The 25,472-nt window shown below is 71.9% G+C and carries 25 protein-coding genes and 1 tRNA gene; 12 read left to right on the top strand and 14 right to left on the bottom strand.

What is annotated here, in order from left to right; genetic code table 11:
* Positions 1 to 31: 31 nt before the first annotated feature.
* The 3 genes from ACWD11_RS30330 to ACWD11_RS30320 all read right to left on the bottom strand — a co-directional run bounded on the left by ACWD11_RS30330 (position 32) and on the right by ACWD11_RS30320 (position 2,013).
* Positions 32 to 727 (bottom strand): LPXTG cell wall anchor domain-containing protein, encoded by a 696-nt coding sequence (locus ACWD11_RS30330; RefSeq protein ID WP_389418377.1) that lies wholly within the window; start codon positions 725 to 727, stop codon positions 32 to 34.
* Positions 728 to 895: 168 nt separating this feature from the next.
* Positions 896 to 1,411 carry an ATP-binding protein gene (locus ACWD11_RS30325; protein WP_389418376.1) on the bottom strand — a complete coding sequence of 172 codons (516 nt, stop codon included), beginning with the start codon at positions 1,409 to 1,411 and terminating at the stop codon, positions 896 to 898.
* A 224-nt stretch (positions 1,412 to 1,635) separates the two neighbouring features.
* Positions 1,636 to 2,013 (bottom strand): STAS domain-containing protein, encoded by a 378-nt coding sequence (locus ACWD11_RS30320; RefSeq protein WP_389418375.1) that lies wholly within the window; start codon positions 2,011 to 2,013, stop codon positions 1,636 to 1,638.
* Between the two features lie 240 nt (positions 2,014 to 2,253).
* On the opposite strand from ACWD11_RS30320, the gene ACWD11_RS30315 reads away from it, so the two are divergent.
* Complete coding sequence (locus tag ACWD11_RS30315; protein WP_389418374.1) at positions 2,254 to 3,159, top strand: RNA polymerase sigma factor SigF; 906 nt, start codon at positions 2,254 to 2,256, stop codon at positions 3,157 to 3,159.
* Between the two features lie 106 nt (positions 3,160 to 3,265).
* Here ACWD11_RS30315 and hutI read toward each other — a convergent pair whose 3' ends face one another.
* Genes hutI through hutU form a run of 4 tightly spaced genes read right to left on the bottom strand, consistent with a single transcriptional unit; the run spans position 3,266 to position 8,752 of the window.
* Positions 3,266 to 4,474 carry an imidazolonepropionase gene (hutI, locus tag ACWD11_RS30310; RefSeq protein ID WP_389418373.1) on the bottom strand — a complete coding sequence of 403 codons (1,209 nt, stop codon included), beginning with the start codon at positions 4,472 to 4,474 and terminating at the stop codon, positions 3,266 to 3,268.
* Positions 4,475 to 4,515: 41 nt separating this feature from the next.
* Positions 4,516 to 5,850: a formimidoylglutamate deiminase gene (locus ACWD11_RS30305; RefSeq protein ID WP_451286798.1), complete on the bottom strand. Its 1,335-nt coding sequence runs from the start codon at positions 5,848 to 5,850 to the stop codon at positions 4,516 to 4,518.
* Entirely contained in the window at positions 5,847 to 7,049 is a 1,203-nt protein-coding gene (locus tag ACWD11_RS30300) for an allantoate amidohydrolase (RefSeq protein ID WP_451286853.1), read from the bottom strand. The genes ACWD11_RS30305 and ACWD11_RS30300 overlap by 4 nt, the downstream gene beginning before the upstream one ends.
* Before the next feature lie 38 nt (positions 7,050 to 7,087).
* Entirely contained in the window at positions 7,088 to 8,752 is a 1,665-nt protein-coding gene (hutU, locus tag ACWD11_RS30295; protein WP_451286797.1) for a urocanate hydratase, read from the bottom strand.
* Positions 8,753 to 8,960: 208 nt separating this feature from the next.
* Here hutU and ACWD11_RS30290 point away from each other — a divergent pair, with 208 nt between their 5' ends.
* The 5 genes from ACWD11_RS30290 (at position 8,961) to ACWD11_RS30270 (ending at position 13,283) form a co-directional block, all read left to right on the top strand.
* Positions 8,961 to 10,340, top strand: a complete 1,380-nt coding sequence (locus ACWD11_RS30290) for a diaminopimelate decarboxylase (RefSeq protein WP_451286851.1) — start codon at positions 8,961 to 8,963, stop codon at positions 10,338 to 10,340.
* A 169-nt stretch (positions 10,341 to 10,509) separates the two neighbouring features.
* Positions 10,510 to 10,902, top strand: a complete 393-nt coding sequence (locus ACWD11_RS30285; protein ID WP_451286795.1) for a hypothetical protein — start codon at positions 10,510 to 10,512, stop codon at positions 10,900 to 10,902.
* Positions 10,899 to 12,395, top strand: a complete 1,497-nt coding sequence (locus ACWD11_RS30280; RefSeq protein WP_451286793.1) for a hypothetical protein — start codon at positions 10,899 to 10,901, stop codon at positions 12,393 to 12,395. The genes ACWD11_RS30285 and ACWD11_RS30280 overlap by 4 nt, the downstream gene beginning before the upstream one ends.
* A gap of 19 nt (positions 12,396 to 12,414) precedes the next feature.
* On the top strand, positions 12,415 to 12,894 hold the full coding sequence (locus tag ACWD11_RS30275; RefSeq protein WP_389418368.1) for a roadblock/LC7 domain-containing protein: 480 nt from the start codon (positions 12,415 to 12,417) through the stop codon (positions 12,892 to 12,894).
* A 14-nt stretch (positions 12,895 to 12,908) separates the two neighbouring features.
* On the top strand, positions 12,909 to 13,283 hold the full coding sequence (locus tag ACWD11_RS30270) for a beta/alpha barrel domain-containing protein (protein WP_389418367.1): 375 nt from the start codon (positions 12,909 to 12,911) through the stop codon (positions 13,281 to 13,283).
* 14 nt (positions 13,284 to 13,297) lie between these two features.
* On the opposite strand, the gene ACWD11_RS30265 is transcribed toward ACWD11_RS30270, so the two are convergent.
* Together ACWD11_RS30265 and ACWD11_RS30260 are read right to left on the bottom strand one after the other, a co-directional pair.
* Positions 13,298 to 13,879 (bottom strand): hypothetical protein, encoded by a 582-nt coding sequence (locus tag ACWD11_RS30265; protein ID WP_451286791.1) that lies wholly within the window; start codon positions 13,877 to 13,879, stop codon positions 13,298 to 13,300.
* A gap of 92 nt (positions 13,880 to 13,971) precedes the next feature.
* A complete protein-coding gene (locus ACWD11_RS30260; protein ID WP_389418365.1) occupies positions 13,972 to 14,826 on the bottom strand; it encodes a MurR/RpiR family transcriptional regulator in 855 nt (284 codons plus the stop codon).
* Between the two features lie 165 nt (positions 14,827 to 14,991).
* On the opposite strand from ACWD11_RS30260, the gene ACWD11_RS30255 reads away from it, so the two are divergent.
* On the top strand, positions 14,992 to 15,420 hold the full coding sequence (locus ACWD11_RS30255) for a hypothetical protein (RefSeq protein WP_389418364.1): 429 nt from the start codon (positions 14,992 to 14,994) through the stop codon (positions 15,418 to 15,420).
* Positions 15,421 to 15,739: 319 nt separating this feature from the next.
* Here ACWD11_RS30255 and ACWD11_RS30250 read toward each other — a convergent pair whose 3' ends face one another.
* Positions 15,740 to 17,128, bottom strand: a complete 1,389-nt coding sequence (locus ACWD11_RS30250; protein WP_389418363.1) for a cystathionine beta-synthase — start codon at positions 17,126 to 17,128, stop codon at positions 15,740 to 15,742.
* 157 nt (positions 17,129 to 17,285) lie between these two features.
* On the opposite strand from ACWD11_RS30250, the gene ACWD11_RS30245 reads away from it, so the two are divergent.
* From ACWD11_RS30245 to ACWD11_RS30230, 4 genes are all read left to right on the top strand, one after another.
* Complete coding sequence (locus ACWD11_RS30245) at positions 17,286 to 18,314, top strand: SGNH/GDSL hydrolase family protein (RefSeq protein WP_389418362.1); 1,029 nt, start codon at positions 17,286 to 17,288, stop codon at positions 18,312 to 18,314.
* Positions 18,315 to 18,467: 153 nt separating this feature from the next.
* Positions 18,468 to 19,631 carry an acyltransferase family protein gene (locus tag ACWD11_RS30240; RefSeq protein ID WP_451286788.1) on the top strand — a complete coding sequence of 388 codons (1,164 nt, stop codon included), beginning with the start codon at positions 18,468 to 18,470 and terminating at the stop codon, positions 19,629 to 19,631.
* A 110-nt stretch (positions 19,632 to 19,741) separates the two neighbouring features.
* Complete coding sequence (locus tag ACWD11_RS30235; protein ID WP_389418360.1) at positions 19,742 to 20,962, top strand: acetyl-CoA C-acetyltransferase; 1,221 nt, start codon at positions 19,742 to 19,744, stop codon at positions 20,960 to 20,962.
* Positions 20,963 to 21,237: 275 nt separating this feature from the next.
* Complete coding sequence (locus ACWD11_RS30230) at positions 21,238 to 22,020, top strand: hypothetical protein (RefSeq protein ID WP_451286786.1); 783 nt, start codon at positions 21,238 to 21,240, stop codon at positions 22,018 to 22,020.
* A 78-nt stretch (positions 22,021 to 22,098) separates the two neighbouring features.
* Here the strand turns inward: ACWD11_RS30230 and ACWD11_RS30225 are convergent, their stop codons facing one another.
* The gene (locus tag ACWD11_RS30225) at positions 22,099 to 22,410 is read right to left on the bottom strand and encodes a hypothetical protein (RefSeq protein WP_389418358.1); all 312 of its coding nucleotides are present in this window, start codon (positions 22,408 to 22,410) and stop codon (positions 22,099 to 22,101) included.
* A gap of 102 nt (positions 22,411 to 22,512) precedes the next feature.
* Here ACWD11_RS30225 and ACWD11_RS30220 point away from each other — a divergent pair, with 102 nt between their 5' ends.
* Positions 22,513 to 22,743, top strand: a complete 231-nt coding sequence (locus ACWD11_RS30220; protein WP_389418357.1) for a DUF4287 domain-containing protein — start codon at positions 22,513 to 22,515, stop codon at positions 22,741 to 22,743.
* Positions 22,744 to 22,815: 72 nt separating this feature from the next.
* Here ACWD11_RS30220 and ACWD11_RS30215 read toward each other — a convergent pair whose 3' ends face one another.
* The 3 genes from ACWD11_RS30215 to ACWD11_RS30205 form a co-directional block, all read right to left on the bottom strand.
* On the bottom strand, positions 22,816 to 23,727 hold the full coding sequence (locus tag ACWD11_RS30215) for a Bax inhibitor-1/YccA family protein (RefSeq protein WP_389418356.1): 912 nt from the start codon (positions 23,725 to 23,727) through the stop codon (positions 22,816 to 22,818).
* 201 nt (positions 23,728 to 23,928) lie between these two features.
* Positions 23,929 to 25,104, bottom strand: coding sequence for a 4-hydroxybenzoate 3-monooxygenase (locus tag ACWD11_RS30210; RefSeq protein WP_451286783.1), 1,176 nt, complete (start codon positions 25,102 to 25,104; stop codon positions 23,929 to 23,931).
* 168 nt (positions 25,105 to 25,272) lie between these two features.
* Positions 25,273 to 25,355 (bottom strand) — tRNA-Leu (locus ACWD11_RS30205).
* Between the last annotated feature and the right edge of the window lie 117 nt (positions 25,356 to 25,472).

The following is a 25,472-nucleotide window of genomic DNA, read 5'->3' as shown; positions in this document are numbered from 1 at the left end:
CGCCGCACCGTCACACCGTCGTACGTGGACTTCAGCGCCGTACCGTCCGGTGGCGCCGGGTCAGCCACAGGGCGCCCGCCGCGCCCGTGAGGAGCACGGTGCCGCCGAGGGTGCCGAGGGCGACGGCCGAGTCCTCGGGGCCGGTCTGCGGGAGTTCGGAGCCGGAGCCGTTCTCCGGGGAGCCGTTCTCCGGGGAGCCGGTGTCGGCACCGCCGCCCGCCGCCGTCACGTCGAGCGTCAGCGCGGGGCCGGGGCCGTTCGACGGGGTGCACGTGGTCGTCGTGCCGAGCGCCTCGATGGTGAGCACCCCCGGGGTGAAGGTGACCTCGCCGGACTTCTTCGGCGTGTAGGTGCCGGTCAGGTCGCTGATCTTGATGGGGGTGTTGGCCGGAACGGCCTCCTGGTTCGCCGGTCCCGTCACCCTCACGGTGCCGCTCTCGGCGCCGCCCAGCTCGATGGTGGCGCTGGGGTTCATCGCCCCCTTGCCCAGCTCGACCGGGCTGGAGGAGACTCCCTTCCGCCAGGACATGGTGATCTTGTAGCCGTCGCCGCTCTCGGCGCTCTTGATGTCGATGGGCGAGACGGCGCTCTTGTCACCGATCGGCGTCTTGCACTGGTAGTTGACGTCGACGACCTCGGCCCGGGCGGCGGGGGCGGCCATCAGCACCGCCGAGCCGGCCAGGGCCGCGGCGGACGCGAGTGCGGCGCTTCGTTTCCGGTACGACACGGTATCCCGCTCCCTCTCGATTCCTGACGGCACATCAGATCGGCCGTCAAGGTACGCCCGGGGCCGAGAGGAGGGAAGACACGATGCGCGCCGGAGTTGTGACGATCCGGCGCGCACGGAAGAAGGATGCGGTGGAGGCGATGGCCAGCGGATAACCCGGGGTAACGCCTAGGCGGGAGCTCCCAGCTCCGCCCAGACCGTCTTGCCGGTGGCTCCCGGGGCCCGTACGACCCCCCAGTCCAGGCAGAGCCGCTGCACGATGAACATGCCGTGGCCGCCGGGACGGCTGGCGCGGTGCGGGGTGCGGGGCGCCGGCTGGCCCGCGCCCCCGTCGGAGACCTCCAGCCGGATGACCTTGTTGTCGCAGCTGATCCGGAGCTGTTCCGGCCCCTCGGCATGCAGGCAGGCGTTGGTGACCAGCTCGGAGACGACCAGCAGCACATCCTCCGCCGCGGCCCGCTGGTCGGCCCCGTCGGCCGGCAGCCAGCCCCACGCGTACAGCGCCTGCCGGGTGAAGTCACGGGCGAGCGGCACGACTCCGCTCTGCCCGACGAGGTCGAGGCTGCGGACCTGCGGGCCCGTCACCGGTTCGGACGGCACGGGCGCGCCCCCGTCGGACGCCCCGGAAGCGCCGCTGGGCTCGGGGCCGCGGTCGCCCGGCGAGTAGGGCCGGGTGGTGCTCATCAGCGCTTCACCTCACCGATTCACCAGTTCACGTTGGAAGGAGTCACTCACTGCAGAGGTCCGCTCGACGACTACCCGCGCCGCCATGACGGCGACATGTCCAGGGTGTCTCCTGCCCGAGCAGACCGGCGAAACACCCCTGTATTCGGTACGAATCACGTGACGTCCGGAGAGTGGCGTTCCACAAGAGGCGGCGGGTGCGGCGCGAGGGGGCGCCATCACCGTCAGCCGGCCTCGTCGGTCAGCGCGGCTTCGAGGCTGTCGTGGAGGGTGAAAACCGCCTCCGCCCCGGTGATCTCGAACACTCTGGCGACCACCGGCTGCATCGCCGCGAGATGGACGCCGCCCCCGGCGGCCTCCGCCTTGAGACGGGCACCGAGCAGCACATTGAGTCCTGTCGAGTCACAGAAGTCCAGCCGCGCACAGTCGACGACCAGCCTGCTGAAACCCTTCGCGAGGCACTCCTCGAGTGGCTCACGCAACAAATCGGCGGTGTGGTGATCCAACTCACCTACGGGGGTCACGACGGCACTGGAGCCCTCTTCCCGCACCTCCACCAGAAGTCGGCCAGACTGTGCGCTGCCGACTGTCCCGCGGTCCATGCCGTGTCTCACTCCCGACGTCCTGGCTGCTGACTGACGCCCTCGAACATTACGCCTTCCGCGCGCCCTCCGACACCCGAACATCCACCCGTAAACGGACATTTCACAACAGAACGCACTTGCGATGTCCTCAGGAAACCGGGTAGGGCTAGTAGAGACACGAAAACCGACACGGCCGGCTTTGGAGGCGCCGCACACCGCAGTGCACGCATTGGCATCGGCAGCCATATGCCGAGAACGATGGAGGACATCATGTCACCCCGGCTCGACGCATCGCATACCCCCGCAGCGACGTCGGCTTCCCCCACGGAACATCTGAAACCCATCGAGCAGGACGACCTACTCGCCGGTCTGCCGGAGATACCCCCGTACGACGAGGTGGGGCCGGTGGACGCACGGGCCCTGTCCAAGACCCTCTTCCAGCGCCTGGAGTCGCTGGAGGAAGGGACCCACGAGTACGCGTACGTCCGCAACACGCTCGTCGAACTCAACCTCGCGCTGGTCAAGTTCGCCGCCTCCCGCTTCCGCTCCCGCAGCGAGCCCATGGAGGACATCATCCAGGTCGGCACCATCGGCCTGATCAAGGCGATCGACCGTTTCGAGCTCAGCCGTGGAGTCGAGTTCCCCACTTTCGCGATGCCTACCATCGTGGGTGAGATCAAGCGCTTCTTCCGGGACACCTCCTGGTCCGTGCGGGTGCCGCGCAGACTCCAGGAACTCCGGCTCGACCTGGCCAAGGCGGGCGACGAACTCGCCCAGAAGCTCGACCGCGCCCCGACGGTGGCCGAGCTCGCCGAGCGCCTGGGTCTGACCAAGGAAGAGGTCGTCGAGGGCATGGCGGCGTCGAACGCGTACACCGCCTCCTCGCTGGACGCCCAGCCGGAGGAGGACGACTCCGAGGGCGCGCTCGCCGACCGCATCGGCTACGAGGACCACGGGCTCGAAGGCATCGAGTACATCGAGTCGCTGAAGCCGCTGATCGCCGGACTCCCGTCCCGGGACCGCACGATCCTGTCCCTGCGGTTCGTCGCGGGCATGACCCAGTCGGAGATCGGTGAGGAGCTCGGCATCTCGCAGATGCACGTCTCCCGGCTGCTGGCCCGGACGCTGGTGAAACTGCGCAAGGGGCTGACGGTCGAGGAGTGACGGCCGTCCTCGTGCCGTACCTGCCGAGGGCCCGGTTCCCATGGGAACGGGGCCCCTCGGCTTTTCTGCTGCCTGCCCGCTGTTCCGAGGTACGCCTGCGGGTGGTTCAGAGGGCGCGTACGCCCTTGTGCCACACGCCGGTGACCAGGGGCACGCCCGGCCGGTAGGCCAGGTGCACATGGCTCGGGGCGTCGAGGAGGACGAGGTCGGCGCGGGCGCCCGGCGTGATGCGGCCGACGTCCGTGCGGCGCAGGGCCGCGGCACCGCCCGCCGTGGCCGACCAGACCGCCTCGTCCGGCGTCATCCCCATGTCCCGTACCGCCAGCGCGATGCAGAAGGGCACCGACGAGGTGAAGGACGAGCCAGGGTTGCAGTCGGTGGACAGGGCGACGGTGACGCCCGCGTCGAGGAGGCGGCGGGCGTCCGGCCACTCGGCGCGGGTGGAGAACTCGGCGCCGGGGAGCAGGGTGGCGACGGTGTTCCCGCCGGCCAGCGCCTCCACGTCGGCGTCGGTGAGATGGGTGCAGTGGTCGGCGCTGGCCGCGTCGAGCTCCACGGCGAGCTGGACGCCGGGGCCGTAGGAGAGCTGGTTGGCGTGGATGCGGGGGTGCAGGCCCCTGGCCTTGCCGGCGGTGAGGATCGCGCGGGCCTGGTCCCCGTCGAAGGCGCCCTTCTCGCAGAAGACGTCGATCCAACGGGCGTACGGCGCACAGGCGTCGAGCATCTCGCCGGTGACGAGGGCGACATAGCCGGCCGGGTCGTCGGCGTAGTCGGGGGAGACGATGTGGGCGCCGAGGTAGGTGACCTCCTCGGTGTGGGCGGCGGCGATGCGCAGGGCGCGGGACTCGTCCTCGGTGGTCAGGCCGTACCCCGACTTGGTCTCGAACGTGGTCGTGCCCTGGCGGAGGGCCTCGGCGAGATAGCGGGTGAGGTTGTGCTCCAGCTCCTCGTCCGAGGCGGCGCGGGTGGCGGCGACGGTGGTGCGGATGCCGCCGGCCGTGTAACCGCGGCCTGACATGCGCGCGTTGAACTCCTGCGTGCGGTCGCCCGCGAAGACCAGGTGAGAGTGGGAGTCCACGAAGCCCGGGAGGACGGCCCGGCCCCCGGCGTCGACCCGGTTGTCAGTGGCGGGTGCTTTGCTTGATTCACCGGTCCACGCGATGCGGTCGCCGTCGATGACGACAGCCGCGTCCTGGATCAGGCCGAGGGGGGACCTTCCCCCACTCTCGAATTTGCTCGAGCGGGGGGACCCCCATCCGAGGGAGGGGTCGTTGGTGACCAGCGTGGCGATGTTGGTGATGACAGTGCTGCTCATGGCGTCCTCGTGGGTGGACATGGCGTCCTGGTGGGTGGTCGTCAGGCGCGGAGGGCTTCGACGGCCCGCGCGAGGGCTTGCGGCACATCCGGTACGAGGGCGTGGGCGCCGTCTCGTACGACGTGCCGCCCGCCCACGATCGTGTGCCGTACGTCCGCTGCCGTCGCGGCGAATACGGCTGTCTCGGCTCCCAGCGCGGGCGGCGGCCCCGCTGTCCTGACCGAGTCCAGCGCGACCGTCGTCAGGTCGGCGAGGGAGCCGGTCCCGATCGCGCCGGCCTCGTCCCAGCCGAGCGCCGCGTGGCCGTCCGCGGAGGCGGCCCGGAGCAGGGCGGCGGCGGTCCAGTGGCCGCGGGTGCGGGTGCGCAGGCGCTCGTTGAGCTCCATCGCGCGTGCCTCTTCGAGCAGGTCGATGACGGCGTGGCTGTCGGAGCCGAGGCTGAGCGGGGAGCCCTGGCGCTGCAGGGCGGCCGCCGGCCCGATGCCGTCGGCGAGGTCCCGCTCGGTCGTCGGGCACATGCAGGTGCCGGTGCCGCTGCCGCCGATGAGGGCGATGTCCTCGTCCGTCAGGTGCGTGTTGTGGACTGCGGTGGTGCGGGGCCCGAGGACGCCGTGCTCGGCGAGGAGCTGGGTGGGGGTGCAGCCGTGGGCGGCGCGGCAGGCGTCGTTCTCGGCGGTCTGCTCGGACAGGTGCACATGCAGCGGGGCCCGCCGCTCCTCGGCCCACCGGGCCACGGTCGCCAACTGGTCGGCGGGGACGGCCCGTACGGAGTGGACGGCCGCCCCGATCCGCGCGTGGTCCCGTTCCTTGAGAACTGAACAGCGTTCGGCCCAGGCGTCCGCGCTGCCGTCGCAGAAGCGGAGCTGGTGGGCGTCGGGCGGCTGCCCGAAGCCGGAGGAGAGGTAGGCGGTGTCGAGGAGGGTGATCCGGATACCGGCGTCGGCGGCGGCCGCGATGAGGGCCTCGCCCATGGCGTTGGGGTCGGCGTACGGGGTGCCGCCGGGGGCGTGGTGGAGGTAGTGGAACTCGCCGACGGAGGTCACCCCGGCCAGCGCCATCTCGGCGTACACGGCCCGGGCGAGGGCGTGGTAGCTGTCGGGGGTGAGCCGGTCGGCCGTCGCGTACATGACCTCGCGCCAGGTCCAGAAGGTGCCGGAGCCGACCTGGACGGTGCCGCGCAGGGCTCGGTGGAAGGCGTGCGAGTGGGCGTTCGCCAGACCGGGGAGGGTGAGACCGCGGAGGATCTCGGCGCCGGGCGGCGGGGTTTCGGTTCCCTGGCGGACGGCGGTGATCCGCCCGTCGCTGATGTCGATCGCGACGCCGGGCTCGACATGGGTGCCGAGCCAGGCGTGCTCCAGCCAGTACGTCCGTGTCACGTGCGGGCCAGTCCTTCCAGTACGTCGGCGAGGGCGTGCACCCCGGTCACGCAGTCGTCCTCGGCCGCGAACTCGGCCGGGGAGTGCGAGACGCCGGTGGGGTTGCGCACGAACAGCATGGCGGTCGGGACGGTCCCGGACAGGATTCCGGCGTCGTGTCCGGCGCCGGTGCCGAGGACGGGCACGGTGAGGCCGGTGTCCGTGCCCAGGATGCGGGCGAGTTCGTCGCGCAGGGCGTGGTCGAACTCGACGACGGGCGTGAAGGACTCCCGCACGACGTCGAGGGCGATGCCGTGGGCGTCGGCGTACTCACGGGCGGCCTTCTCGATGCCGCCCACGACGGTGTCGAGGGTGGTCTGGTCCTCGGCGCGGGAGTCCAGCCAGCCGCGCACGAGGGAGGGGATGGCGTTGACGCCGTTCGGCTCGACCGAGATCTTGCCGAAGGTGGCGACGGCGCCGGCGAGTTCGGCCTCCCGGCGGGCGGCGAGCACGGTCTCGGCGTACGACAGCATGGGGTCGCGCCGGTCCGCCAGCCGGGTGGTGCCGGCGTGGTTGGCCTCGCCCCGGAAGTCGAACCGCCACCGCCCGTGCGGCCAGATGGCGCTGGCGACGCCGACCGGGTCCCCGGTCAGGTCGAGCGCCCGGCCCTGCTCGACATGGAGCTCGACGAAGGCCCCGATCCGGGCCAGCCGCTCGGGGTCGGGCCCGATGGCGTCGGGGTCGTACCCGGCGGCCTCCATGGCCCGCGGGAGGGTGACGCCGTCGCCGTCGGTGAGCCGGTGGGCCTGGGCGGCGGTGAGCTGTCCGGAGGCCAGCCTGGATCCGACACAGGCCAGCCCGAAGCGGGCGCCCTCCTCGTCCCCGAAGTTGACGACGGCGAGCGGCTTGCCCAGGTGCGCGTCGCGGCGGCGGAGTTCGTCCAGGGCGGCGAAGGCGGAGACCACGCCGAGGGGGCCGTCGAAGGCCCCGCCGTCGGGCACGGAGTCGAGGTGCGAGCCGGTGACCACGGCGTCCCCGGCGGCGGGATCCCCGAGCCAGGCCCACTGGTTGCCGTTCCGGTCGACCTCGTAGGTCAGGTGCCGGGCTTCGGCCTGGGCCCGGAACCAGGCCCGGCATTCGGTGTCGGCCCCGGTCCAGGCGTAGCGGCGATAGCCGCGGGAGTCGGGGTGCCGGCCGATGGGGAGCAGCTCGCGCCACATGGAGTGGAAGGAGCTGCCGCCCGGTACGGTCTGTCCGCTCACGCCGGGTCACCTTCGCGCATCGGGACCCGCACGCCCCGCTCGTCCGCCACGGACTCGGCGATGTCGTAGCCCGCGTCCACGTGCCGGATGACGCCCATGCCGGGGTCGTTGGTCAGTACCCGCCGGATCTTCTCCCCGCCCAGCTTCGTGCCGTCGGCGACCGTCACCTGGCCTGCGTGGATGGAGCGGCCCATGCCGACGCCGCCGCCGTGGTGGAGGGAGACCCAGGACGCGCCCGAGGCCACGTTGACCATCGCGTTGAGCAGGGGCCAGTCGGCGATCGCGTCGGAGCCGTCGAGCATGGCCTCGGTCTCGCGGTACGGGGAGGCGACGGAACCGCAGTCGAGGTGGTCCCGGCCGATGGCGAGCGGCGCCGCCAGCTCGCCGCTCGCGACCATGTCGTTGAACCGCTCACCGGCCTTGTCCCGCTCGCCGTAGCCGAGCCAGCAGATGCGCGCGGGCAGGCCCTGGAAGTGGACGCGCTCACCGGCCATCTTGATCCAGCGGGCGAGGGACTCGTTCTCGGGGAAGAGGTCCAGGATCGCCTTGTCGGTCTTGGCGATGTCGGCCGGGTCACCGGAGAGCGCGGCCCAGCGGAAGGGGCCCTTGCCCTCGCAGAACAGCGGCCGGATGTAGGCGGGTACGAAGCCGGGGAAGGCGAACGCCCGGTCGTACCCGGCGAGCCGGGCCTCGCCGCGGATGGAGTTGCCGTAGTCGAAGACCTCCGCGCCGGCGTCCATGAAGCCGACCATCGCCTCGACGTGCCGTGCCATGGACTCCCGCGCGCGGGTGGTGAAACCGGCCGGGTCCTTGGCGGCGTAGGAGGCCATGTCGTCGAAGTCGACACCGGCGGGCAGGTAGGCCAGCGGGTCGTGGGCCGAGGTCTGGTCGGTGACGATGTCGACGGGGGCGCCCTCGGCGAGCATGCGCGGCAGCAGCTCCGCGGCGTTGCCGAGCAGGCCGATGGAGAGCGGGCGGCGGGCGTCCCGGGCCTCGACGGCGAGCTGGAGGGCGTGCTCCAGGGAGTCGGCGCGGACGTCGAGGTAGCGGTGCACGATGCGGCGCTCGATGGCGCGCGGGTCGCAGTCGACGCAGATCGCGACGCCGTCGTTCATGGTGACGGCGAGCGGCTGGGCGCCGCCCATGCCGCCGAGTCCCGCGGTGAGGGTGATCGTCCCGGCGAGGGTGCCGCCGAACTTCTTCGCGGCGACGGCGGCGAAGGTCTCGTAGGTGCCCTGGAGGATGCCCTGGGTGCCGATGTAGATCCAGGAGCCGGCGGTCATCTGGCCGTACATGGTCAGGCCGAGCTGCTCCAGGCGGCGGAACTCCTCCCAGTTGGCCCAGTCGCCGACCAGGTTGGAGTTGGCGATGAGGACGCGCGGGGCCCACTCGTGGGTCTGCATCACGCCGACCGGGCGGCCGGACTGCACGAGCATCGTCTCGTCCTGCTTCAGCCCCCGCAGCGTGCGCACCATCGCGTCGAAGGAGCGCCAGTCGCGGGCCGCCTTGCCGGTGCCGCCGTAGACGACGAGCTTGTCGGGGTGCTCGGCGACCTCGGGGTCGAGGTTGTTCCGCAGCATCCGCAGGGCGGCTTCCTGCTGCCATCCCAGGGCGCTCAGTTCCGTACCGCGCGGCGCTCGTACGGGGCGGGGTCCTGACATGGTCTGCCTCCTAGCGGGTGGTGCCGGCGGATTGTCGGTGCCGGATGCCGGATTGGCGGCGCCGGATTGTCGGTGCCTGATTTTGGTTCGCTATTCACATCCTGGCGTCATGAATAGAGCTAGTCAATACGTCCGTGCGCCAGCGCGGCCGCGCCGCGGATGTTTGTCTGGATACGTGGTCACGGGGAACGACACGACGGGGGACGCGGTGGACGAGGTCAGGGACGAGCGCACGGGCGACGACGAGCGGGCGGCGCGCCGGGACGAGGCGGTGCGGGCCGCCGTGGAGCAGGGGCTGCTGGGGCCGGACGCCCCCATCGTGGGCCTGCTGGACGTCACCGGCATCCGGGAGGCGGCGGCCGGGCTGCGGGCGGCGTTCGACGCGGTCACCGCGCCCGGCACCCCGGTGCTGCACGCCTTCGCGGTCAAGGCGACCCCGCTGGTGCCGGTGCTGCGGCTGCTGCACGAGGCCGGAATCGGCGCCGAGGTGGCGAGTCCGGGCGAGCTGGCGCTGGCGCGCGCGGCCGGGCTGCCACCGGAGCGCACGGTGCTGGACTCGCCCGCGAAGACACCGGCCGAGCTGCGGGAGGCGCTGGCGCTCGGGATCGCCGTCAACGCCGACAATCCGCAGGAGCTGGACCGTATCGACGCCCTGATGAGGTCCGCGCCGAGCAGTTCCCCGCTCGGGATCCGGGTCAATCCGCAGGTGGGCGCCGGGGCCATCGAGGCGCTGTCGACGGCGACCGCGACCTCGAAGTTCGGGGTGGCGCTGCGCGACGAGGGGGCGCGGGAGTGGGTGGTGCGGGCGTATCGGGAACGCCCGTGGCTGACCCGGCTGCACGCGCACACCGGGTCCCAGGGCGTGCCGCTGTCGCTGATGGCGCGGGGAGTGGCGGAGACGTACCAGCTGGCCGAGGAGATCAACGACCGGATCGGGCGGCGGCAGATCGACACGATCGACATCGGCGGCGGGCTGCCGGTGAACTTCGCCTCGGACCTGACGACTCCGACGTACGCGCAGTACGCGCGGCTGCTGAGCGAGGCGGTGCCGGGGCTGTTCGACGGGCGGTACGGGCTGGTGACCGAGTTCGGGCGGTCGCTGCTGGCCAAGCACGGGACGGTGCTGGCGCGGGTGGAGTACACCAAGAGCGCGGGCGGGCGGCCGGTCGCCGTGACGCACGCGGGCGTGCAGGTGGCGACGCGGACGGTGTACGCGCCGGGGGCGTGGCCGCTCAGGATCGCCGGGTACGACGCGAAGGGGCGGCCGAAGGCGGGCGCCGAGGTGATCCAGGACGTGGCCGGTCCCGCCTGCTTCGCCGGGGATCTACTGGCCGAGGCGCGGGCGCTGCCGCGGCTGGAGCAGGGGGACCTGGTGGCGGCGCTGGACACGGGCGCGTACTACTTCGCGCACCACTACGCCTACAACTCCCTGGCCCGGCCCGGGGTGTACGGCTTCGCGCCGGACGGGGCCGGGGGCGTGGCCTTCGCGACGGTGCGGGAGCCGCAGAGCATCGACGCGATCGTGGCCGAATCCGGAGGGGCGCACGCCGCCGCCCTCACCACCCTGGGCACACCCGGGCGCCCTTGACGCACTCCGGCGGAGCTGCGGTTCAACAGGTCTGGATACAGGGTCAGTTGACCCACCTTAGTCCTCCCACGCATGTTCCACTGGAAAATGCCAGAAGCCTCACCTGTCGCTCACACGTTGCGTAGTTTCGGCGTTACTCAGCCGAACCGCAGGCAGGAGGGGAGCCACGGTGCCCGGAATCGACGAGTGTCTGCTGGAGGCCATGGAGCTGCCCGGAGCACGGGGGGCGGCGCTGGTCGACTGGACCAGTGGCCTGGCCCTGGGCACGGTGGGCGAGTCGCCGGGCGGTGACCCGGAGGCGAGCGCGGCGGAGGCGGCGGAGCTGGCCCGGCTGGCCGCCGAGCACCGGGCGTTCGCACCGGCCGACGCCGGCGCGGAGACCGAACCGCCGGTCGAGGATCTGATCCTTTCCAACCGGGACAGCTATCACGTGCTGCGGTTCGTGTGGACGTCCTTCGACAGCAGTGTGTTCCTGCATCTGTGGCTGGGCCGCGAGGAGGGCAATCTCGCCCTGGCCCGGATCCGGCTCGGTGAGCTGGCCGGACGGCTGGTGCGGGGATGACCGCGCTGAGGGCCACCCCGGCGGACCTGCCGCCCCGGCTGCCGTCCCGGGACCGGAGCACGGCCGGGGAGCGGGCGCCGCGCGGACTGTCGCCGATGCTGAGCCGGCTCGCCGCCGAGCGGGCCACCGGCGTCCTGCTCCGCGAGTGCGGCACGCTGTATCTCGCGGAGGGCCGGGTGGTGCACGCCGAGAGCCCCGCCGCCCCCGGCCTGGACGTCCTGCTGACCGCGCACGGCACCCTCGACACCGCCGTCTGGCAGGACGCCGTCGCCCGCGCCGACGACCTGCACGGCGCCGCCCGCCTCCTCGTCGACAGCGGTCGGCTCACCCCCGGCACGCTGGAGCTGTGCCACCTGGGCGCGCTCTACGACGCCGCCTACTTCGCCCTCGCGCCCAGCAGCACCCCGGGCCGCTTCCGCTACGGCGCCGGGCACTGGCTCGGCCCGGTGCGCCCGGTGCCGGTGGCCGCCGTGGAGCGCGAGACCCTGCGCCGCCGTGACCTGCTGCACCGCATCTGGCCCGACCCCGGCACCGACAGCGCGCCCCTCACCCGTGCCGACCCGCCCCGCACTCCGCTCACCGCTCGCCAGCGCGCGGTCGTGGCCCTGCTGGACGGCGCGCGTACGGCGACGGACATCGCCCGCGCCCTGGGCCGCCCGGCCTTCCACACCCTGGTGGACATACGCCGCCTGGCAGCAGCAGGCGTCCTGACCCCCCACCCCGCCCCCTCGGACCGGAGCCCCACACCGACCCACCCCGAGCCCCCGAACCGGGGACCGGCAGCAGACCGGCCCCGCCCCGAGCCCCCGGACCGGGCACCGGCACCGCAACGGGTCCACCCCGAACCCCCCGACCGGAGACCAGCACCGGCCCACCCCGAGCCCTCCGACCGGAGACCAGCACCGCAACGGGTCCACCCCGAACCCTCGGACTGGGGACCAGCACCGGCCCACCCCGAGCCCTCCGACCGGAGACCAGCACCGACACGGACACGCCCCCAACCCCCGGACGATGGACCGGCGGCCCGCCCCGAGCCCTTGGGCTGGGGACCGGCACCGCAACGGACACTCCCCCAGCCCCCGGGCCGGGAGCCGACACCGGACCAGGCCCGCCCCGCGCCCTCGGACTGGGGACCGACAGCAGACCGACCCCGCCCCGATCCCCCGGACTGGGGATCGACACCGCAACGGGCCTACCCCGAGCCCTCCGACCGGAGACCAGCACCCGCACGCACGCGCCCCGACCGCCCCGACCCGGGACCGGCACCGCAACGGGCCCGCCCCGAGCCCTCCGACCGCAGACCAGCACCCGCACGCACGCGCCCCGACCGCCCCGACCCGGGACCGGCGCCGCAGCAGGCGGGCTCGCACCCCGCCGATCCCCCGTCGCTCCCCGTTCGTCCCCGCCCCCCGGCTCCCGCCGAGCGGCTGGCGCCCGATGACCCCGACGTCGCCCTGCTGAAGAGAGTCCGGGATGCGCTGGAGGCCCTTTGACCGACAGAGGAGAAATCTGATGGCCGCCGAGGCGCCCATACTCGACGAGCTGCACCGGCTCCGAGCCCGCATCCCCCAGCTGACCGGCTCCCTCGCGGCCAGCGTGGACGGTCTGGTCGTCGCCGAGGACACCCCCGGCGTGGAACCGGAGGGCGTGGCCGCGCTCACCGCCGCCGCGCTGGGCGTGGCCGTGCGGCTGACCGACGCCACCGGCCGCGGCGAGCTGCGCGAACTGCTCTTCCGCGGCCGGGACGGCTATGTGGCGACGTACGCGGCGGGCGAGGGCGCCGTACTGACCCTGCTCGCCCGGGACGACGTCAGCGTCGGCCGTCTCCATCTGGAGGGCCGCCGCGCCGCCACCCGGATCGGGGAGCTCGTCGACGGACTCACGGCCGACAGCAGACCCCGTACCCCCACCAGGGCGCCCGCGCGGGCCAAGGTCCCGCGCGACCGGCGCACCCCGTCCACCACCCCACCGCGCACCACCACCGAGAGTTGAGAGGAAGTTCCGTCATGGCCAACACCGAGACCTCGCTCAAAGAGGCGCTGACCTCCATCGAGGGCGCCACCGGCGTCGCGCTCGTCGACTACACCACCGGCATGGCCCTGGGCACCATGGGCGGCGGCAAGAGCTTCGACCTGAACGTCGCCGCCGCCGGCAACACCGACGTCGTGCGCGCCAAGATGCGCACCATGGAACACCTGGGTCTCAAGGCCGAGATCGAGGACATCCTGATCACCCTGTCCGACCAGTACCACCTGATCCGGCTGCTCAGCGGCCGCAGCGGCAACGGCCTGTTCATGTACCTGGTGCTCGACGCCAAACGCGCCAACCTGGCGATGGCACGCCACCAGTTGCGCAGGATCGAGCAGGACCTGGAGGTCTGACCCCGGCCCCCGGCCTACACCAGCGCGTCGGCGCGGCGGCGGGCCCCACCCGGGGCCGCGTCGCCCGCCGCGATGCCGGTGTCGCGGTAGGACTTGACGGCCTTCCCGGCGGGCCGCCCGCCGGCGACGAGCCAGTCCACCCGCACCCACAGCAGCGTGTCCTCGGCCCGCTCGCACCGGCCGATCCAGGCGGACTTCAGCCAGAGCCCGGCGCCCGCCCCGGCGAGCAGCATCCCGCCCGCCACGGGCACCGCGAACGCGCTGCCGAGTGCGGCCACGAAGGCCAGCAGCAGCCACCAGCGATGGCCCCGGCGCCAGTTCCGTACGGTCACCGCGCGGTCCTGGAGCACATCGTGCTTGCCCGCGCGGGCCGCCCCGCGCATGAGGGCGCCGTACCGCCCGCGCCGCCGGTACGCCACGACCGCCGTCGTGACGAGGAACAGCGCCGCGCCCGCCAGCACCCCGATCCGGCGTCCGGTCAGACCCGGCAGCAGTACGCCGATCCCGGCCGCGCACACCCCGAGCCACCACATCGGTGCCGCTCCGGCCCGTACGACGACGGCCACCCGAGCCAGCCCCTGACCTCCGCGTGCCACGTTCCGCCTCCCAATCGCCTCGAAGTCGAACTCGCAGTGGCGGGAGGGTAACGGGCTTACGTGAGACCTGTCTTAGAAGACGCGGGAAAATCTCACTCCACGAACAGCCCCCGCGCCGCGGCCCGCGCGTCGAACTCCTCCAGACGTGCCTGGGCGTCCGGCAGGTCGTCGCACATGGCCTCCAGCAGGACCCGGCCGAGCAGCATCGGGGCGCAGGCGGTGTCGAAGGCGAGCCCGGTGCCTACCGCCGCGGGCAGCAGCAGGTCGGAGGCCTTGGCGACCGGCGCGAAGGCGGAGTCGGCGACCGTCACCACGGTCAGCCCGGCCTCCTTGGCGTAGCCGAGGGTGTCCAGGACCTCGCGCGGGTGCCGGGGCAGCGCGAAGCAGAGCAGCGCCGTGGCGCCCGCCCGCACGCAGGCGTCGATCCGGTCGTGGACCATCGTGCCGCCCTCGTGCAGCAGCCGGACGTCCGGATGGACCTTGGCGGCGAAGTAGGCGAAGCCGTACGCCTGGGAGGCCGCCGCGCGCAGTCCGAGCACCGGCAGGGGCCGGGAGGCGGCCAGCAGCCGGCCCGCCCGCCGCACCGGACGCGGGTCGGCGAGCAGCTCCGCGAGATGCCGCAGGTTCTCGATCTCGGCCTCGACGGCCTGCTGGTACTCGTTGAACGCGCCCGGGGCGGTGGCCGGTTCGGCGGGCGCGACCTCGCGCAGATGCCTGCGCAGGGCGGGGTAGCCGTCGAAGCCGAGGGCGACGGCGAAACGGGTCACCGACGGCTGGCTGACACCGGCGAGTTCGGCCAGTTCGACACTGGAGAGGAAGGGCACCTCGGCGGCCCGGCGCACCATGCTGTGCGCGATGCGCCGCTGGGTCGGCGTCAGCCGGTGCCCCTCGAAGAGCGCTTGCAGCCGTGCCGCCGGGGTGTCCCCCGTGTTCCTGTCCTCGCTCATGCCGCGCTCCCCCTCCAGATCTCAGCGCGCCCACCTATTCAGACAGTGAGAACTCTGCATGACGTCATACAGCTGGGCAAGCGACGCACACGCGGGGCCGCCCCCGGGCGAACAGGGGGGCTAACCCCAGTGCGGCCCGCGTCGCGGCTTTCTACCGTGGATCCCATGACCGGAATGGACATGCGGGACCCCGAGCTGAAGAAGGAACTCGACGCCACCCTGCAAGCACGCAGGGAGCTGGGTGAGGAGTACGAGTCCGCGCTGGTCGACTCGTTCCTGGAGAAGGTCGACCAGCGCATCGACGGGGCGGTCGAGCGCAGGGTGCGCCGGCAGCTCGCCGAGCAGCAGATGGTGGTGGCCCGGGGTTCCCGGTCACCGAAGCCGACGGACTCCTGGGGCGAGCGCTTCGGCTTCGGCATCGTCTCGCTGGTCCTGGCGATCCCGCTGTCCGGCATCGGCGGCGGGGTGGCCCACCTGCCCGGCCTGCTGGTCGCGTGGGCGGGCATCGTCGGGGTGAACGTGGTCCAGGCGGCCCGCACTCATCCGGACCTGTTCCGCCGCCGCAAGGCGCGCAAGGACAGCGACTGGGAGTGATATGCGCGGGGACCGCCGCACCCCCGTTGCCGGGGGGCGGGACGACGGCGGTCCCCGCGAAGGACGTCGACCGGGTCGGGCCAGGTCTCACGTCCGGCGTCCATGGAGGTCCGGGAGCCGCTCCGGAGGTCCTTGGACGTTCGGCGCCGGCCGGGGCGGGGAGCCGCTCCCGCCCTGCCGACATCCACCAATGTGCCGTACGCGTGTTAAGCGGGTGCTGCGCGGACGTGACGCGCTCGTACCACTTCCACGAAGGCGCGAAGGCTGCTGATCACCGCAAGTTCGCCGCCGACACGCGCAGTTCACCGGACGTTCGCCGCTACTTCCCGCCCTTGGCGAGGAAGGCCAGCAGGTCCTGACGGCTGATCACTCCGGTGGGCTTGCCCTCGACGAGGACGATCGCCGCGTCCGCCGTGCCGAGCACCGACATCAGGTCGCCCACCGGCTCACCGGAACCGACCTGCGGCAGCGGGGCCGACATGTGCTTCTCCAGCGGGTCCTCCAGCGAGGCCGCCTTGCTGAACAGGGCACCGAGCAGCTCGCGTTCCACGACCGAGCCGACGACCTCGGCGGCCATCACGTCCGGGTGGCCCGCGCCCGGCTTGACGATCGGCATCTGCGAGACGCCGTACTCGCGCAGCACCTCGATGGCCTGGCCGACGGTCTCGTCGGGATGCATGTGGACGAGGGACGGGATGGCGCCGTGCTCCTTGTCGTTCAGCACGTCGGCGACGCGGGCGCTGGGGCCCTCGTCCTCCAGGAAGCCGTAGTCGGCCATCCACTCGTCGTTGAAGATCTTGCTGAGGTAGCCGCGGCCGCTGTCCGGCAGCAGGACGACGACCACGTCGTCCTCCCCGAGCCGCTCGGCGACGCGCAGCGCGGCCACCACGGCCATCCCGCAGGAGCCGCCGACCAGCAGGCCCTCCTCCTTCGCGAGGCGGCGGGTCATCTGGAAGGAGTCCTTGTCGGAGACCGCCACGATCTCGTCGGCGACCGTGCGGTCGTAGGCGGTCGGCCAGAAGTCCTCACCGACGCCTTCGACGAGGTACGGCCGTCCCGAGCCGCCGGAGTAGACCGAGCCCTCCGGGTCGGCGCCGATGACCTTGACCTTGCCGTCGCTGGCGTCCTTCAGATAGCGGCCGGTGCCGGAGATGGTGCCGCCGGTGCCGACGCCCGTCACGAAGTGGGTGATCCGGCCCTCGGTCTGCTCCCACAGCTCGGGACCGGTGGAGTGGTAGTGCGAGGCCGGATTGTGGGGGTTGGAGTACTGGTCCGGCTTCCACGCGCCCGGCGTCTCCCGGACCAGCCGGTCGGAGACGTTGTAGTAGGAGTCCGGGTGCTCGGGGTCGACGGCGGTCGGGCAGACGACGACCTCCGCCCCGTAGGCCCGCAGCACATTGATCTTGTCGGTGCTCACCTTGTCGGGGCACACGAAGATGCACTTGTAGCCCTTCTGCTGGGCCACGATGGCGAGCCCGACCCCGGTGTTGCCGCTGGTCGGCTCGACGATGGTGCCGCCGGGCTTGAGCGCGCCGCTCTCCTCGGCGGCCTCGATCATGCGCAGGGCGATCCGGTCCTTCACCGAACCGCCCGGGTTGAAGTACTCCACCTTGGCCAGGACGGTCGCCTTGATGCCCTTGGTCACGCTGTTGAGCCTCACCAGCGGGGTGTTGCCGACGAGGCTGATCATCGAGTCGTGGAATTGCACCGTTGTCTCCGGATGCTGCAAAAGATGTCGTCAGTGATATCGCCAGCCTAGGGGCTGCACGCCCGCCATGACGGTCGTTCACTCCCCGTTGGGATTGGGCCACGGTCCGTGCGGGGCAAGGAGTGGATGTACGGGTTCGAGGAGGTGGCGGCGAGGCATGACGAGCATGTCGAGGGCGAGGGTGGCCCGGCGGATCGCGGCCGGTGCCGCATACGGCGGTGGCGGGATCGGTCTGGCCGGCGCGGCCGCCGTGGGTCTGATGCTGGCCGAGGTCCAGCTGGCCAAGCGGGCGGTGGGCAACGGCACGGCCCCGCACGCGCCGAGCGCGGAGGGTGTGTACGGCAGCGGGTACGCCGCCGTGGGCGAGCCTCCGCTGCGTTTGATGCTGCTGGGTGACTCCACGGCGGCGGGGCAGGGCGTACGGCGGGCCGGACAGACGCCGGGCGCGCTGCTGGCGTCGGGACTGGCGGCGGTGGCGGAACGGCCGGTGGAGCTGCGCAATGTCGCGCTGCCCGGGGCCACCTCCGACGACCTGGAACGGCAGGTGGCGCTGGCGCTGGCGGATCCTCGCCGGGTGCCCGACATCTGCGTGATCATGGTCGGCGCCAATGACGTCACCCACCGCATGCCACCGACCCGGTCGGTGCGCTGTCTGGCCACGGCGGTACGGCGGCTGCGCACGGCCGGCGCCGAGGTGGTCGTGGGCACCTGTCCCGACCTCGGCACCATCGAGCCGGTCCAGCAGCCGTTGCGCTGGCTGGCCCGGCGGGTCTCCCGTCAGCTCGCGGCCGCGCAGACGATCGGCGTCGTCGAGCAGGGCGGCCGTACGGTCTCGCTGGGCGACCTGCTGGGTCCGGAGTTCGCGGCCAACCCGCGCGAGCTGTTCGGCCCGGACAGCTACCACCCCTCGGCGGAGGGGTACGCCACGGCGGCGATGGCGGTCCTGCCCACGGTCTGCGCGGCCCTCGGCCTGTGGCCGGCGGACGAGGAGCGCCCGGACGTCTCCCGCCGCGAGGGCTTCCTGCCGGTGGCCCGGGCCGCGGCGGAGGCGGCGTCCGAGGCGGGTACGGAGGTCGCGGCGGCGATGCCGAGCGGTCCCCGGGGCCCGTGGGCGCTGCTCAAGCGCAGGCGCCGGCGGCGGGTCGGGGAGGCGGAACCGTCGCCCACCAGCGCGTCCGGGGTGTGAAGCGGAGGCGGTCCTTCTCAGGCCCTACTCCGGGGGCCGCCTTCCGTACACGTACCGTTCACCCCCCGAGCGGTCCGGCGTCACCGGATCACCCCCGGCTTTCGCGAAGGTGTGCTTTCGCTGTCATGCCGCTGTCAGGAGCACGCCCCCGCGATGGAAAAGCCGTTTCCGAGGTCCACCGGCCAGGACCGGACCCGTGACCCCTGGTGGGACAACGCCCGGTTCGTCTCCGCCGCACTGATCGTGGTCCTGCACACCGTGGGCAGCATCATGGACCGGCACGACTCGCTGCATGTCTTCCATGTGGCGGCCTGGGCCTTCCGGGTTCCCGCGTTCGTGGTGCTGGCCGGTGTCTTCAGCAGTGCGGGGCCGCTCGGGCCGCGCCGGCTGCGCACCCTGCTGACCAGCATCGTGCTGCCCGCGCTGATCTTCAGCGTGCTGTTCTCGCTGGAGACGAAGGCGCTGGGCGGGCCGCTCGATCTGCATGTGGCGCAGTTGCCGTGGACGCTGTGGTTCCTGATGTCGCTGTTCTGCTGGCGGCTGCTGCTGCCGCTGGTGGTCCAGTTGCGCCATCCGCTGCTGGTCACCACCGCGGTGGCGCTCGCGCTCGGGTACGTCGAGGAGTTCGGGCTCCAGTTCTCCGCCAGCCGGACCCTGGTCTACCTGCCGCTCTTCTACTTCGGCTGGCGCCTGGGCCAGGGCATGCTCCGGGACTGGTTCGAGAGCCGGTGGAGCCTGCCGGCCGCGGTCGCCGGAGTGCTCGGCTCGATCACCGTGGCGGTGCTGTGGCACCGGGACATCCAGGGGCACTGGCTGTCGATGCGGCACGCCTACCAGGCGGACACCCCGCTGGGCATGGAGGGCGCCTGGCTGATCCGCCTCGCGGTACTGGTCTCGGCGGCGGCGCTGGTGCTGTGCCTGCTGCGGCTGATGCCGAGGCGGAAGGTGCCCTTCGTGTCGGCGCTCGGGGCGGGCGGGTTCACCGTCTATCTGCTGCACCCCCTGGTCATCCTCCCGCTGCGCGAGAAGGGCCTGATCGCCCGCGCGAACACCCCGGTGGAGCTGGTGGCGCTGGTCCTGTGCGGGGTCCTGCTCACAGCCCTCCTCGCCTCCCCCTTCGTCCGCCGCCTGGCCCGCCCCCTCACCCGCCCGACAGCGACATGGCTCCTGACCCCCACCCCGACCCGACCGACCACATCAACACCGACCCCCACCCCGGGGCCCGCGCCCACACCGGCTCCCGCGGTCGAGCCCGTTGCCGACCGGGGCTCCACCCCGCCGCCCGCCTCCGTACTCGGCCCCCGCCGTACACCCTAAGCAAGCGCTTGGAAAAGAGTTCCGCATCACACCCTGATGGCCGTGACCGATGGCTTACGTACAGGTAACTTCCCAACCAGCCCTCTGCCCCGGACGCCAATGGAGCCGTGATGCCCGAAGCCGTGATCGTCTCGACCGCCCGCTCCCCCATCGGCCGCGCCTTCAAGGGCTCCCTCAAGGACCTGCGCCCGGACGATCTCACCGCCACGATCATCCAGGCCGCCCTCGCCAAGGTCCCGGAGCTCGACCCGCGGGACATCGACGACCTGATGCTCGGCTGCGGGCTGCCCGGCGGCGAGCAGGGCAACAACCTCGGCCGGATCGTGGCCGTACAGATGGGGATGGACCACCTCCCCGGCTGCACCGTCACCCGGTACTGCTCCTCCTCGCTCCAGACCTCCCGCATGGCCCTGCACGCCATCAAGGCCGGCGAGGGCGACGTCTTCATCTCGGCCGGTGTCGAGATGGTCTCCCGCTTCACCAAGGGCAACTCCGACTCGCTGCCCGACACGCACAACCCCTTCTTCGCCGAGGCCGAGGCCCGTACCGAGGCCGTCGCCCAGCAGGAGGGCACGACCTGGCACGACCCGCGTGAGGACGGTCTCGTCCCGGACGCCTACATCGCGATGGGCCAGACCGCCGAGAACCTCGCCCGCTGGAAGGGCGTCACCCGCCAGGACATGGATGAGTTCGGCGTCCGCTCGCAGAACCTCGCCGAGGAAGCCATCAAGAACGGCTTCTGGGAGCGCGAGATCACCCCGGTGACCCTCCCCGACGGCACGGTCGTCGCGAAGGACGACGGTCCGCGCGCCGGAGTCACCCTGGAGGGCGTCCAGGGCCTCAAGCCCGTCTTCCGCCCCGACGGCATGGTCACCGCCGCCAACTGCTGCCCGCTGAACGACGGTGCCGCCGCGCTCGTCATCATGAGCGACACCAAGGCCCGCCGGCTCGGCCTCACCCCGCTCGCCCGCATCGTGTCGACCGGCGTCTCGGGCCTGTCCCCCGAGATCATGGGCCTCGGCCCGGTCGAGGCCTCGCAGCAGGCGCTGCGCCGGGCCGGTCTGTCCATCGACGACATCGACCTGGTCGAGATCAACGAGGCGTTCGCCGCGCAGGTGATCCCCTCCTACCGCGACCTGGGCATCCCGCTGGAGAAGCTGAACGTCAACGGCGGCGCCATCGCCGTCGGCCACCCCTTCGGCATGACCGGCGCCCGCATCACCGGCACGCTGATCAACTCCCTCCAGTTCCACGACAAGCAGTTCGGTCTGGAGACGATGTGCGTCGGCGGCGGCCAGGGCATGGCCATGGTCATCGAGCGCCTGAGCTGACCGTAGCCGTCGCGGGACCCTGAGTGACCCATAGGCCCAGAACCCGGCAATCACCCCGGTTCTGGGCCTATTTGTGATCCAATCTCCCCCAGGATGTGACCTATCTCCCTCCGTTGAGGGATCTACGCAGGTCAGACGCGCTTTCACGACCCCCGCCAGGCCCAAAGTCCTGTCCGATTCGTGACGTTACGCACTGACAGCTGGTTAGTCCGCCCTTCAAGCTGATGTAGGAAGTCGGGGGTCGACTTTGAACCGGGAGTACGTCAGTGAGCGCCATGCCGATTGCCCTCCTGCTCACCACGGCAGCCACCGGCGCCGTGGGCGTCGCCGTCCTGCGCACGCTCTTGGTGCTGCGCCGGCAGGTCGCGGCCCTGCACACCGAGCTCGCCGCGAGCAACGCGGCGGCGGCCCGGGGCCGGGTGCCCGCCGCCCGTCTGTCCGCGGACACCGACGAGATACGCGCCGCGGTGGCCGAGGCCCTGGCCGAGGAGCGTGAGCGCGAGCTCGCGGAGGCGCGTGCGTTCTGGGCGGCCCAGGAGGCGCGCGACACCTCCGACGCCCCCACGCTGCTGGGCCTGACCGACAGCGAGCTGTTCCTGCCCCGGCAGGCCGACTTCGTGGGCCTGGAGCCCCTGGAGCCGGTGGCCGAGGCGTCCGCGGACGCCGACGAGTTCGCCGGGGACTCCCCGGAACTGGCCGCGGCCCGCCGCCGGCACCCCTCGCACCCGGACTTCGTGCCGGTGCAGTCACCGGCAGTGAACGACCATGAGCGTACGGTCGCCGCCCTGGAGGACCTGGCCGCCTCGGCCACCGAACTGACCGACGTCCGCCCGGGCCCGCTCGGCACCCTCGACGTCTACGTCTTCGCCGATGGCACCACCCTGTGCATGACCCCGGGCCACCGCGAAACAGCGGAACGCCTGTCCCAGGCCCTGCGCACCGGCCAGACCCCGGTCCTGCTGGGCGGCTCGGGCATCTCAGGCGCGTACACCCTGACCTTCGCCTGCGGCGAGGAAAACGTGTACATCCTGGCCGACAGGGTCATAGCGAGCCTGTAGGCGCGGGGTCCTGGGACTCCGCAGGGACGCGGGGAACTGCGCGACCGGCCCCCACCCCCGCCGCAGACGCAAAGAGCCCTAGACCCCCGCCCTCTTCTGCGCCTCCGCCACCAACTCCATCGCCTCATCCACCTGGGCCTCGTCCGACAGCACGAGGCCCAAGTCATGCACGGCAACCGTCATTTGATCAGCCGCCGCGAACATCCCCGCATCCGGCATCACCCGGGGCTCAACCCCCGGCGCCTCCAGAACCTGCGCCCGCCGGGCCAACTCCCGAGCGAGCGCCAGCGCCTCCGCCGCCGCCCCCCGTTGCAACCGGGACTGCGGCGCCGCCCGCAAACGGTCGGCGAAGTGATCAACAGCCCGGGTCAGACGCGTCGTATCCACCACGCCGCAACCGTACGCGCAGCACCCGCACTGTTGCCAACACGCGAACGCTCAGGCACGGTGACCTGAAGGACCGGCTTACATCCCCTGCGTCCGGAGGCGCCGATGTCCCATGTCCTCTCCGAAGAGACCCACCGCAACATGCTTTCCCGCATCCCGCATTGCACCGGTCGTGAAGTCTCCGACTGGCTGCGCACCGTTGAAGAAGGCCCGTCCCTCGCCCGCTTCGAGGAGAAGGTCAGCTGGCTTCGCCACGAATACGACCTCGCGTACGGCCACGCGAAGGCGATCGTCCACGAGTACGACCTGAGGAGGGCCGCGCGCAAGTTCTTCTAGCCGCGCACTGCTTCGCAGACGCCGAAGGGCCCCGGGTCGTGCAACCCGGGGCCCTTCCGAAGCGGCGAGCGATCAGTCGCTGCTGTTGAGGATCGCGATGATCCTCAGGAACTCCATGTAGATCCAGACCAGCGTCAGCGTGAGGCCGAAGGCGGCGAGCCAGGCCTCCTCGCGCGGGGCACCGTAGGCGATGCCGTCCTCGACCTGCTTGAAGTCCAGGGCCAGGAAGCACGCGCCGAGCAGGATGCCGACGACGCCCATGATGATGCCGAGCGGGCCGCTGCGGAAGCCGAGGCCGTCACCGCCGCCGAACACCGCGAACAGCAGGTTGACCGCCATCAGCACGATGAAGCCGAGCGCGGCCGCCATCACGAAGCCGACGAAGCGGCGGTTCACGCGGATCCAGCCCGCCTTGTACGCCACCAGCACGCTGACGAAGACCGCCATCGTGCCGAGCACGGCCTGCATGGCCGCGCCGTCGGCGATGCGGTTGTCCACGACACTGGAGACGACGCCGAGGAAGACACCCTCGAACGCGGCGTACGCCAGGATCAGCGCGGGCGAGGCCTTGCGCTTGAAGGACTGCACCAGCGCCAGGACCATGCCGATCAGGCCGGCGCCGATGGCGATGCCGTAGGACTTGCCGATGTTGGCGTCGTCGACCGGCAGCAGCGCCCAGGCGAGCGCGGCGGTGACCATCAGGACACCGAGGGTCGTGCCGGTGCGCATGACGACGTCGTCCAGCGTCATCCGGCCAGTGGTGACCGGTGCCTGCGGGGGCGCGCCGTGCTGAAGGTCCTGCTGGGCGTAAGGGTTCTGCGCGTACGGGTTCTGGGCGTAGGGGTTGGCCCCCTGCGGCTGGGCGTAGGGGTTGCCCTGCGTGCCCACAGCGGCGCCCCCGGCCTGCGGCTGGGCGCTGAAGCCCGCGTGGCCGTTGTCGCGGCTGAACCCCCGTCGCGAGAAGACCGGGTTGCTGCTCCTCATTTCACTCCTCCATGGCCACCCTGCGTAGCCTTGGCTCAAGAGTAATGGAAAGGCAAAAGAAAGACTCTAGTGCCTGGGGAGGATCTTTCCCTCGCTGTGCTGCGCAACACGCTACGCGGATCCGTGATTCCCGGTACCGGAGGGCCCCATTCATGACCAACCCGGGACATGGCCGGAACCCATCGGTGATCAGTCGGCCGATCAGTCGACCGGGAAGCCCGTGTACGCCTCGGCTAGCTCGGTCTCTGCGGCCCGCGAGGACGTGATCCGCGCGAGCCGGGCGAGCTGGAGCCGGTCCTCGAAGGGGGTGGCGTCGGGGGCGCGGTGCAGCAGCGTCGTCATGTCGTAGGAGAACCGCTCGGCCTGCCACACCCGCCGCAGACAGGTCTCCGAATAGGAGTCGAGCAGCTCGGCCGAACCGGTCTGCCGCTGATGGGTCAGGGCCCGCGCGAAGGTCACCACGTCCCCCACGGCCAGGTTCAGGCCCTTGGCCCCGGTCGGCGGCACGATGTGGGCCGCGTCGCCGGCGAGGAAGAGCCGGCCGTGGCGCATGGGCTCGTGGACGTAGGAGCGCATGGGGGTGACCGACTTCTGGGTGATCGGGCCGCGGGCGAGCAGCCAGTCGTCGTCCGTCTCGAAGCGGCGCTCCAGCTCGGCCCAGATCTCGTCGTCGGCCCAGGACTCGGGCGCCGTGCCCTCCGGCACCTGGAGGTAGAGGCGGGAGACGGACGGGGAGCGCATGGACAGCAGGGCGAAGCCGCGGTCGTGCCGGGCGTAGACCAGCTCGTCGTGGGAGGGCGGTACGTCGGCCAGGATGCCGAGCCAGGCGAAGGGGTAGGTCCGCTCGAAGGTCCGGCTCAGCCCGGCGGGGACCGCCTTCCTCGCCACCCCCCAGAAGCCGTCGCAGCCGACGACGTAGTCGCACTCCAGGGTGTCCTCGCGGCCCTCGTGGCGGAAGCGGATGCGCGGGCGGTCGGTGTCGGGGTCCTCCACGGCCAGGGCCTCGGCCTCGAAGAGGAGCGGGCCGCCGTCCTTCAGCTGGAGGGCGATGAAATCCTTGCAGACCTCGGTCTGGGCGTAGACCATCACCGACCGGCCGCCGGTGAGGGCGGGGAAGTCGACGCGGTGGCGGGTGCGGTCGTAGCGGAGCTCTATGCCGTCGTGGCGCAGGCCCTCGCGGTCCATGCGCTCGCCGGCCCCGGCCGCGCGCAGGACGTCGACGGTGCCCTGCTCCAGGATTCCGGCTCGCTGGCGCTGCTCGACATAGGGGCGGTCGCGGCTCTCCAGGACGACCGACTCGATGCCGGCGTTGCTGAGCAGCCGGGCGAGGAGGAGGCCCGCGGGGCCGGCTCCGATGATGCCGACGGTGGTGCGCATCGGTCGTTCCCTTCCGCACGATGTTCGTCTGGTGAAGTTTGTTTCACGAAGTGGATGGCATGAGTGTCCGATCGCAATCGGCCGCTGTCAACGGTCCGTGCGGTGAAGTTCTCGATGAAGGGTGCACGGAACGGGGCCGCGTACCGGCGGCCGCGCGTGGGTCGGAGGTGCCCGGAACCGGACTTGAACCGGTACGCCCGCGAGGGGCAGCGAGGTTTAAGCTCGCCGTGTCTGCATTCCACCATCCGGGCAGGCCATGGGCTCCGCGTCGAGATTCCGAGCCTATCGGGACGCATCCCCCGAACAGCGGGGAGACGGACCGATGTTGTCTTATTTTATTGACGTCTGAGGGTGCATCAGACCACGGA

It is taken from the genome of Streptomyces sp. NPDC002776 (genome assembly GCF_053592195.1).
The sequence above is the reverse complement of the archived record's forward strand: the minus strand, read 5'-3'. Positions and strand labels throughout refer to the sequence as shown.